General features: G+C 65.0%; 11 protein-coding genes. 5 read left to right on the top strand and 6 right to left on the bottom strand.

Translation table 11 applies throughout. The features are described from left to right. On the top strand, window positions 1–1,107 hold a 1,107-nt coding region (locus AC5RWX_RS26495), incomplete at its 5' end, for a thiamine pyrophosphate-dependent enzyme (protein WP_494099253.1). On the opposite strand, the gene AC5RWX_RS26490 is transcribed toward AC5RWX_RS26495, so the two are convergent. Then, on the bottom strand, window positions 1,104–1,568 hold the full coding sequence (locus AC5RWX_RS26490) for a MarR family winged helix-turn-helix transcriptional regulator (protein WP_494099252.1): 465 nt from the start codon (window positions 1,566–1,568) through the stop codon (window positions 1,104–1,106). The two genes, AC5RWX_RS26495 and AC5RWX_RS26490, sit on opposite strands and share 4 nt — an antisense overlap. A 119-nt stretch (window positions 1,569–1,687) precedes the next feature. Between AC5RWX_RS26490 and AC5RWX_RS26485 the strand changes: the two genes are divergently transcribed. Further along, window positions 1,688–2,230: a YceI family protein gene (locus AC5RWX_RS26485; RefSeq protein WP_494099251.1), complete on the top strand. Its 543-nt coding sequence runs from the start codon at window positions 1,688–1,690 to the stop codon at window positions 2,228–2,230. Window positions 2,231–2,328: 98 nt separating this feature from the next. Here AC5RWX_RS26485 and AC5RWX_RS26480 read toward each other — a convergent pair whose 3' ends face one another. From AC5RWX_RS26480 to AC5RWX_RS26460, 5 genes are all read right to left on the bottom strand, one after another. After that, on the bottom strand, window positions 2,329–3,555 hold the full coding sequence (locus AC5RWX_RS26480) for an aminotransferase class I/II-fold pyridoxal phosphate-dependent enzyme (protein ID WP_494099250.1): 1,227 nt from the start codon (window positions 3,553–3,555) through the stop codon (window positions 2,329–2,331). A gap of 251 nt (window positions 3,556–3,806) precedes the next feature. Then, on the bottom strand, window positions 3,807–4,610 hold the full coding sequence (locus AC5RWX_RS26475) for an amino acid ABC transporter ATP-binding protein (RefSeq protein WP_494099249.1): 804 nt from the start codon (window positions 4,608–4,610) through the stop codon (window positions 3,807–3,809). Window positions 4,611–4,622: 12 nt separating this feature from the next. After that, window positions 4,623–5,414, bottom strand: coding sequence for an amino acid ABC transporter permease (locus AC5RWX_RS26470; protein WP_461172179.1), 792 nt, complete (start codon window positions 5,412–5,414; stop codon window positions 4,623–4,625). 149 nt (window positions 5,415–5,563) lie between these two features. Further along, entirely contained in the window at window positions 5,564–6,367 is an 804-nt protein-coding gene (locus AC5RWX_RS26465) for an ABC transporter substrate-binding protein (RefSeq protein ID WP_494099248.1), read from the bottom strand. A gap of 179 nt (window positions 6,368–6,546) precedes the next feature. Continuing rightward, entirely contained in the window at window positions 6,547–7,935 is a 1,389-nt protein-coding gene (locus tag AC5RWX_RS26460; RefSeq protein ID WP_494099247.1) for an isochorismate synthase, read from the bottom strand. A 100-nt stretch (window positions 7,936–8,035) separates the two neighbouring features. Between AC5RWX_RS26460 and AC5RWX_RS26455 the strand changes: the two genes are divergently transcribed. From AC5RWX_RS26455 to AC5RWX_RS26445, 3 genes are all read left to right on the top strand, one after another. Beyond that, the gene (locus tag AC5RWX_RS26455; protein ID WP_494099246.1) at window positions 8,036–8,191 is read left to right on the top strand and encodes a hypothetical protein; all 156 of its coding nucleotides are present in this window, start codon (window positions 8,036–8,038) and stop codon (window positions 8,189–8,191) included. A gap of 235 nt (window positions 8,192–8,426) precedes the next feature. Next, complete coding sequence (locus tag AC5RWX_RS26450; RefSeq protein ID WP_494099245.1) at window positions 8,427–9,212, top strand: demethylmenaquinone methyltransferase; 786 nt, start codon at window positions 8,427–8,429, stop codon at window positions 9,210–9,212. A gap of 3 nt (window positions 9,213–9,215) precedes the next feature. Continuing rightward, a partial coding sequence (locus AC5RWX_RS26445; protein WP_494099244.1) for an FAD-dependent oxidoreductase occupies window positions 9,216–9,505 on the top strand: 290 nt, incomplete at its 3' end.

The following is a 9,505-nucleotide window of genomic DNA, read 5'->3' as shown; positions in this document are numbered from 1 at the left end:
AGCGAGCCGCTCGTGATGAACCTGCCGCCGGCATCCGGGAACCTGCCCGAACGCCGCACGGTGGTACTCGCGGGGCACGACGGCGGCCCGGTCGCCGAGGCCTTCGCACGCGCACACGGCCTGCCGCTGCTGGCTGAGCCGTCATCCAACGCCCGCTTCGGCCCAAACGCCGTCGGACCGTACCGCGCGCTGCTGGAGCACTTCGGACCCGGGGCAGCAACCCCGATTGAGCGGGTGGTCCTGTTCGGCCGGCCCACACTGTCGCGGCCGGTCGCAGCCCTGCTGGCCCGCGCGGACGTTCAGGCCGCCCTCTATCAGCCGGTCCCGGTGGCCTGGTACGAGCCTGGCCGGCGCACGGAACTGCCCTTGGAAAGCCTTGCTGACCTGGCAGAGTTTGCCGGCCGCGGGCCCTCCACATGGCTGGATACCTGGCTGCTGGCCGGGTCGGCGGCCCAGCACGCTCTGGACCGCATCCTCACCGAGGAAACCCCGGCAACCGGTCCGGCCGTCGGAGCGCTGGTGTGGAAACACGCCCGGGGCCAGCTGCTGCTCGGTTCCTCCAACGGAATCCGCGACGTGGACCTGGCCGGCCTCCCCGCTCCTGAACCTGCCGCCACCGTTTATGCCAACCGCGGCCTCGCCGGGATCGACGGCACCATCTCCACCGCCACCGGCATTGCGCTCGGCGGGCGGCAGGAAACCACGGTCCTGCTGGGCGATGTCACCTTCCTGCACGACGCCGGGGGCCTGCTCCTCGGTGCCGGGGAGGAGCAGCCGCAGCTGCGGATCGTCGTGCTCAACGACGCCGGCGGGGCCATCTTCGACCTGTTGGAGCACGGCGCGGTCCGTGAGGCGGGAACCTACGGCGACGCCGTCGAGCGCCTCTTCGGGACCCCCCACACAGCGGACATCGCGGCACTTGCTGCAGCATACGGCGTCGGGCATTGCTCGGTGAGTACGACGGCGGCACTCGCCGAGGCGCTCGCGCAACCGATCGAGGGCCGCAGCATCGTTGAAGTCCGCACGGACCGGCACGGCCTGCGCGCCCTGCACGGCCGGATCAGAGCAGCCGTCGCCGCTGCGGTTGGGGGAGTGCTGGCGCGCTAGGAGCCGGACTCCGGCTCGAGTTTCGCCATAACGCGTTCGGATACTTCAACCAACATTTTCCGTTCCGCAGGCGTCAACAGGTCCAGGAAGTTCTCCCGAACCCACTCCAGGTGCCCCGGGGACGCCGTGCGCAGAGTCGTCCGCCCCGCTTCAGTCAGATGGATAACCACACCGCGGGCATCATCGGGCGCCTGTTCCCGGCTGACGAGGCCGCGTGCCTCCATCCGCCGCAGCTGATGGGCAAGCCGGCTGCGGTCCCAGCCGGCACTGTGTCCAAGGTCCCGGGCGCGCATGCCGGCGGCGCCGGCTTCGGCAAGGGGAGCGAGCATCTGGTAATCGGCGCCGGATACGCCGCTTCCCGCCAATTGCCTCTCCATTCCGGCTGCCAGTTGCCGGGTAAACAGGATGTAGGCGAACCACACTTCCTCTTCGTCGCTGGTAAGGCCGCGATTCTTAGGCATCGTGCCCTCCCTAGTGCCCAAATAATTGTTGACATGTCAGCATAACAGGAGCAGGGTTGTTGACATATCAGCAATTGGCCGGCGCGGGGGAAGCGGGCCAAGCCCCTAAGGAACAACCCATGACCACCCAGTCAGCCACAGAAGTCCCCACGTTGCCGGACGCCGGCACCTACCGGGTCAACCCCCAGCGCTCAAGCGTCACCTACACCTGCCGGCACATGTTCGGACTAGGCAAGGTTCGGGCCCACTTCAGCATTTCCTCCGGGCTGCTGATTGTCTCGTCAACACTGGCGGAGAGCAGGGCCAGTGCCACCATCGACCCGGCCAGTTTCAACTCTGCCAATGAGTGCCGCGACCGCGACGTGAAAGGCAGGGGACTGCTCGATGTGGCAACCTTTCCCCGCATCGAGTTCTCTTCCGCCCGAATTCGCGAGGACGGAGGCACCATAATCCTTGCCGGGATTGTTGCCATGCACGGAGTGGAAGTTGCCGTGGAGGTTACGGTTCTGTCCTGGGAAGCCCCAATTCCTGGCCAGGTTCACGTTACGGCGCAGGCCACCCACTTGGACCGATGTTCGTTCGGCATCACGGGTTCAAAGGGGCTGGTGGGCCGCTACTTCGACCTGACCTTCCACATCGATGCAGTACGCGCTGGAACATAAGCCCCGGCAAATTAACCCGGCTGTGGCCTTTAGCCGCGCTAAAATTCCAGGCGCTGTGTCGATCCAGCACGGGACACCCTGTGGGTAGGTCCTTTCGCTCACGTCCCGCGCCTGTCCATGCTTTCCTTCATCGACGCTTCGAATGCAGGCAGGCTGCGTTCGATCATGTCCTCATTGGCCGTGAGGGAAATCCGGAAGAAGCCGGGCGTCTCAAACAGTACGCCCGGGAAAACAAAGACATCCCGGCGGGCCAGCGACTCGGTGAACGCCTCGTCGTCCACCATGGGGGAGGTGGCAAACAGGTAGAACGTGCCTTCCGGCCGGTGGACGCGGTAACCCATGCCGGCCAGCGCACCGAACATCCGGTCCCGGCGCCGCTGCAACTGGCCCACGTCGATGGTGAACTTCTCCAGTTCCGGAAGCGCATGCTGCAGCAGGGCATTCGGGTACACCCATCCCATCGCAACCTGCAGGCCGGTGATGGCGGGGCGCATCGCCTCCCGATGCGGCATCGTGGGCGGAAGCGCCAGATAGCCCACCCGCTGGCCAGGTGAGAGGTGCGTTTTGCCGTAGGAATAGGCCAGCAGCGTGTGCGCATAGAACTCCACGGGACTATGGAAGCGGAGGCCATCGAACACAATCCGGTTGTAGGCCTCGTCCGAGACCAGGTAGATCCGCCTGCCGATCCTCACCGAGGCCGCCTCCAGCATTTTCGCGAGCCGGAGCAGAAGTTCGGGAGGGTAGACCCGCCCCGTGGGATTGTTGGGCGAATTGATGATCACAACCCTGGTGCGCTCCGTGATGGCAGACTCAATCGCGTCCAGATCCAGGTCGAACGTTGCCGTGCTGACCTTCACCTTCACCGGAACGAGACCTGCTTCAAGGATCAGCGGCTCGTACAGGAACCACGGCGGCAGGCTGAATATGACCTCATCACCGGGATCACCGACCGTCTTCAGCGCCAAGGCGATGGCTGCAAAACCGCCGGTGGTCAGATAGATGTCCTCCATCCGGAACGGCACATCCAGGAGTCGCTGAAGGGATTCCGCGGCCGCCTCCCGGGCAGCTTCGCCGTTGGTCTGGTACGCGAACCACTGGTCGTGCTGCGGAGTAAGGGCATCCCGCAACGTATTGACATACCGGTCAGGCGGCATCTGGTGCGGGTTGCCGAAAGTGAAATCACAGATGTCCGACTGGCCCTTCCGGCGCAGGCCGGCCGCCGTGAGGAAGGCGTCAACGCGTTGGAAAGAGGGGATGGATGCCAGCCGTGCAGCGCGGTCAGATACCGCGGAGGTAGCCCGGGGCGGGGTTGTCGGATCTGACATGCCGGCGCTCCTCTCTGGGCCGGCCCGGGCGAGCCGGCACATCGGATGGGCAGCACGCTGCTGAGCCAGGGCTGTAGTGGGACCTATTGTGTGCCGCGGCACCGGGGAAGTAAATGCCTGGGCAAGAGGAGGTGCCGCCGTCGTACGAGTTGCGAGCGGCCGCGCGCAAGCTATCCCCGACGCAGAAATTCCCTGACGCTGCGGATAAATCTGCGGCGCCAGGGAATCTGCGTGTCGATACTGGAGAAGGGTTACTCCTCGATGTCGATGTGCGTCGGATCGAGCACGCGGCGGAGGAACTCCTTGGTCCGCGCCTGGGTGGGGGCGGAAATGACCTGCTCAGCCACGCCTTCTTCCACCACGATGCCGCCGTCCATAAACACCACGCGGTCGGCCACTTCACGGGCGAAGCCCATCTCGTGGGTGACCACCAGCATGGTCATGCCCTCCTTGGCGAGGTTCCGCATCACGGAGAGGACATCGCCCACAGTCTCGGGGTCCAGGGCCGAGGTGGGCTCATCGAAGAGCATCAGCTCCGGATCCATGCTCAGCGCGCGGGCAATGGCCACGCGCTGCTGCTGGCCGCCGGAGAGCTGGTCGGGGAAACGGTCCGAAAGGTGTCCCAGTCCCACGCGCTCCAGGTTGTGCATGGACACCTTGTCCGCCTCGGCCTGGGACCGCTTGAGAACCTTGATTTGCGCGATGGAGCAGTTGCGCTTCGCGTCCAGGTGCGGGAACAGGTTGAACTGCTGGAACACCATGCCCACCTTGCGGCGCATCTTATCGATGTCCACATCGGGATCGGTGGCCTCAAAACCGCCCACACGGATGCTGCCCTGGTTGGGCTGCTCCAGCAGGTTTACGCAGCGGAGCAGGGTGGACTTACCGGAGCCGGACGGCCCGATCAGGCACACCACTTCGCCGGGAGCTACGTCCAGGCTGATGCCCTTAAGGACCTCATTGGATCCGTAGGCCTTTCGCAGGTCCTTGATCTCCACGCCGGCGGCGTGAATGGTTGCCGTGCCACCGCGGGAGTTGTTTACGACGTCATTCATGGTCTTCGCTGCCTATCGGTTTGACCGCGCGGTGCGGCTTTCGAACTTCCGGGCCAGGAAGCTCAGGGGGATGGTGATCACAAGGTAGAAGGCCCCGGCCACCAGGAGCGGGGTCAGGCCTGCGCCGAGGCTGGAGATGCCGTCGCGGCCGAACTTGGTGAGCTCGTACTGGGAAGCGGTGAGGCCAAGGACGTAGATCAGCGAGGAGTCCTTTGTCAGCAGGATTACCTCGTTGGTCAGGGGCGGCAGGACGATCTTGAACGCCTGCGGGATGACGATGGTGACCATGGCCCGCCACTGCGGCATGCCCAAGGAACGGGCTGCTTCCAGCTGGCCCTTCGGTACGGCCTGCAGGCCGGCACGGAGGGTTTCGGCGATGTAGGCCGAGGCCACCATGCCCAGCGAAACCATCACGATCACGGTGATGTTCCACGAGACGCCAAACGCCAGGGGAACGCCGTACCCGAAGGCGATGAAGACCAGCAGCGCGGGGATGCCGCGGAAAAACTCAATGTAGCCGGTGGCGATCCAGCGGTACAGCGGGAAGCTCGAGAGCTTCATCAGGGCCAGCAGCAGACCGCCGGAGAGGCCCACTATAAAGCCGAGGAAGGTGTAGATCAGGGTGTTCACCAGGCCGGTGACGAAGATGCCCGGGAACATGGGGCCGATCTTGGCGAAGTTGAAGACGCTGTTGCCGATGGTCTCCCAGTCGGTGGCCAGGATCAGCGCGGCGATGGCCACAACAAAGATTCCGGCCTGGACATACAGGCTTACTCTGGCGCGCTGACGTGCGGTCATTGCCATGGGTTGCTCACATTCGTTGTGCGTGGCAGAGGCCCCGGACGGACTGCGTACAGCTCGTCCGGGGCCCCGGCTGCGTAGTTCTCAGGGCCGTGACCGGACCAAGGCGGGGGAGCCTCAGGCCTGCACGGCGACTACTTGGCGGTGGTTGGCTACTTGGCGGTTTCGCCGAACCAGGTGGTCTTGAACTTCTCGAGGGAGCCGTCGTCAGTCAGGCGCTTGAGCGTGCCGTTGACCTTCTCAGCCATGGCCGTGTTGCCCTTCTTGATGGAAATGCCCAGCTGCTCGCCGGTGGCAAATTCCTCAACGCTCTTGAACTTGGGCTGGTCCTTGATGGCGTAGCCCAGCACGGACTGGTTACCCAGAGCTGCATCGATGGTGCCGGCCTCGAGGGCCTGCACCAGGAGGCCGGTGTCCTCGAACTGCTGGGCGTCGAGGCCCTGCTCCTGCGCGTAATCGGCGCCGGTGGTGGCTTGCTGGACGCCTACCTTCTTGCCCTTGGCGTCGGCCAGGCCGTTGATGCCGGAATCCTCGCTGGCTACCAGAGCCAGGTCGTCATCCAGGTACGGGGTGGAGAAGTCCATAACGGCCTTGCGGGTATCCGTGATGGAGATGGAGGAGATGCCCAGGTCGCACTGGGTCAGGGCGGTGCCGGTTTCGATGGCCTCGAAGGAGCTGTCCACGATGCTCAGTTCGGCACCGAAGTCCTTGGCGAGCTCTTTGGCGATGTCCACGTCGAAGCCGACCGTCTGGCCGTCCTTCTCGAATTCGAACGGCTCGTAGGGGATGTCCGAGCAAACCGTGAGTTTTCCGGCATTGATGAGCTGGATGCCGCCTTCGGAAGCCGCCGGTGTGGAGCTTCCGCCGCCGCAGGCCGTGAGGGTGAGGGCGCCGACGGCGAAAAGTGCTGCTGCCTTGGCGGTGATCTTGGCCGTGGCCAGGGACTTGAGCTGCATGTTTCTTACCTTTTGTTGCAGGAGTATGCGGTACTAAATCGGTTCATAGTGTAGCGCCGTTTAGGGAGATGTGCATCACAGGAAACTTAGATTCACTATTGGATAACCAAGGTACAGCTGTTTCAAGCCTAGGCGAAGGGGCGGTGTCTTAGATGCCGGACATTGTCCGCAACGAGTATTCAGTTGCTGATTCCTAGTGACTCCAGCATCGGCCTGAACTTCGCCCAGGTCTCGGCAAGCTCGGCTTCGGGCAGTGAGCCGTCCACTATGCCGCAACCGGCGTACAGCCGCACCGAAGTGTGGGACTCAATGACGGCGCCCCGCAGTGCGATGCCCCATTCCCCGTTTCCGGCGGCGTCCAGCCACCCCACCGGCCCGGCGTACGGCCCGCGGTCCAGGTGCTCCAGCTTGCGGATCATCGCTCCGGCCACCTGTGTGGGCGTTCCGCACACGGCGGCAGTGGGGTGCAGGGCATTGATCAGCGCCAGGCACGTTGGGACGTGCCCCTCCACCTCGGTCAGCTCGGCCTTGACGTCCGACGCCAGGTGCCAGACGTTGGGCAGCTCCAGGATGAACGGCTCGTCATGGGCGTTCAAAGCCTCCGAGAACGGCGCCAGCTGGGAGGTCAGCGATTGGATCGCGATCTCATGTTCGTGCCGCTGCTTTTCCGATCCGGCCAGCACCCGCGTGGCGTAATCCATGGGAAGGCCGTCCTCGCCGTGCGCATCACGGCGGTCCAGGGTGCCGGCCAGCACACGTGCCTGTGCCGTACGCCCCTCCACCTGGATCAGCATCTCGGGTGTGGCACCCACCAGCCCGTCCACTCCGTAAGTCCAGCATTCTCGGTACCTCTTAGCGAGCTCACGCAACACCTTCGCAGCGTTCACGCCCGAGGGGACAGTGGCCACAACGTCCCGCGCCAGCACCAGCTTCTCCAGCGCACCCGTCCGGATCTCGGCCACTCCCGCCGCCACGGCGTCCATCCAGTCCTTCTCGCTCAGCGAGCCCGTGTGCAGGGTTGCGCCGGCAGCCAGAGGCATGGGACGCACGACGGCGCCGCCCGCCTTGGCATGAGCGGCACCCGGGGTGCCGTCCCCGGCAGGGTCTGCTGCCGCCGTCCTGCTGCCGCCGGCGGAACCCCCGCCGAGCCAGCGGTCCAGCACGGCCAGGATGCCTGCCGGGGTGAGGGGGCCGTCGTCGAACGTCAACTGGGTGACCCAGACCTGGCCGTCACGGACGCCCACCACAATCTCGGGCACGATCAGCCGGGATTCGTGGGCGGAAGTCTTGGAGAAGGCGAAGGAGCCAAAAGCGACGGGGCCGGTCCCGGGGAGTTCCACGGAGTCCGTGATTTCCGCTTCGAGTACAAGGTGGCGCCACCAGATATCGGCTTCAAGGAAGCGTTCCGGGCCGGTGGCGGTAAAGCGGGCGATCTCACCGAAGCCCACCAGTCCAGCCTCGCGCCGGGTCCAGCAGAGGACATCGTCCCGGACCAGGAACGACGGCAGCCCCCCGGCGAATTTTCGGCTATCAAGGGGAACTGTCAAGGTGCGGAACGTGCTCGTCATGATTGCTCCACAGTACTGCTTTCTACTCCTCGTCAAGAGTACAAAGGAGTACTTCGAGCTGCGCACACCGGGGAACCGCCGCCGTGCGTAGCCTGCAACTATGGACTCCGAGGTCCGCGTCCTGAACCTTCGGACAGGAATCACGGTGCCGTGCCTGCGGCAAGGTGAGCCGACGGCAAAGCCGTTGCTGCTCCTGCACGCGTGGGGTGAATCGCGCCGCAGCTTCGGCGGGCTGATCCCGCTCCCGGCCAATTAAAGCGTTGTCGCCCCGGACCGAGCCAATGGACGAGGACTGGGTGAGCAGTCCCTCCTGTGGTTCCAGCTGGGCAGGCCTGCCTTGGCAGGGCTCTACCAGGCGACTCCGCCCTTGGACCCGGGAGTCATCAGCGCGCCCACCAGCGCGTTCGTGGGCTAGCTCCGCTGGCCAGCCGGGGGGAGCGGTGGAGCAGGGCGTGGTCGGGGCCCTCCTGAACATTTGAGACAATGACATGGTGAACCGAGCATCCTTGGATAAGCGTCCGGACGAAGTAGCCACGATGTTTGACGACGTCGCCCCCAAATACGACGTTGTCAACGATGTCCTGTCCCTGGGGCAGACCCGCCGCTGGCGCAAGGTGGTAGTGGATGCGATGGAAACCACCAGGGGTCAGCGCGTCCTGGACCTCGCCGCCGGGACGGGCACGTCCAGCGAGCCATATGCTGATGCCGGCATAGATGTTGTAGCGTGCGACTTCTCCCTTGGAATGCTCAGGGTGGGCAAGCGCCGCCGGCCGGACATCGACTTTATCGCCGGGGACGCCACCAACCTGCCGTTCGCCGACAACACCTTCGACGCCACCACCATCTCCTTCGGCCTGCGCAACGTCAATGAGCCGAAAAAGGCGCTGCAGGAGATGCTCCGCGTCACCAAGCCCGGCGGCCGCCTGGTCATCGCCGAGTTCTCGCAGCCCGTGGTTCCCTTGTGGCGCACCATGTACACCGAATACCTGATGCGCGCACTGCCGCCTATTGCCCGGAAGGTGGCCTCCAACCCGGACGCCTACGTCTACCTGGCCGAGTCCATCCGCGCGTGGCCGGACCAGGACCACCTTGCCGCCTGGCTGAAGGAATCCGGCTGGGAGAACGTCACCTACCGCAACCTCACGGGCGGGATCGTGGCGGTGCACCGTGCGTTCAAGGCCCCGGAATCAACTGCAGGCACGACTGGTGGAACGGCTGCCGCCATCGCCGCGCACAAAGGCCCCGTGGCCAAGCTGCGCCGCAACATCACCCGCTGACCTGTGAGGGTACTCATAGTCGGCGCGGGGCCGGCCGGTTCCACTGCCGCGTACTACCTTGCCAAGGCAGGCATCGACGTCACGGTCTTGGAGAAGACGAGCTTCCCGCGAGAAAAGGTTTGTGGCGACGGCCTCACCCCCCGCGCCGTCCGCGAAATCCGGAAACTTGGCCTGCTGCACCCCGAGCATGACGGCTGGCGCCGCAATAAGGGCCTGCGCCTGATCGCCGGGGGCCGGACCATCGAGCTGCCCTGGCCCGAGGTTTCCGACTTTCCGCAGTACGGCCTCATCCG

The organism is Arthrobacter sp. SPT-J7 (genome assembly GCF_059089965.1).
The sequence above is the reverse complement of the archived record's forward strand: the minus strand, read 5'-3'. Positions and strand labels throughout refer to the sequence as shown.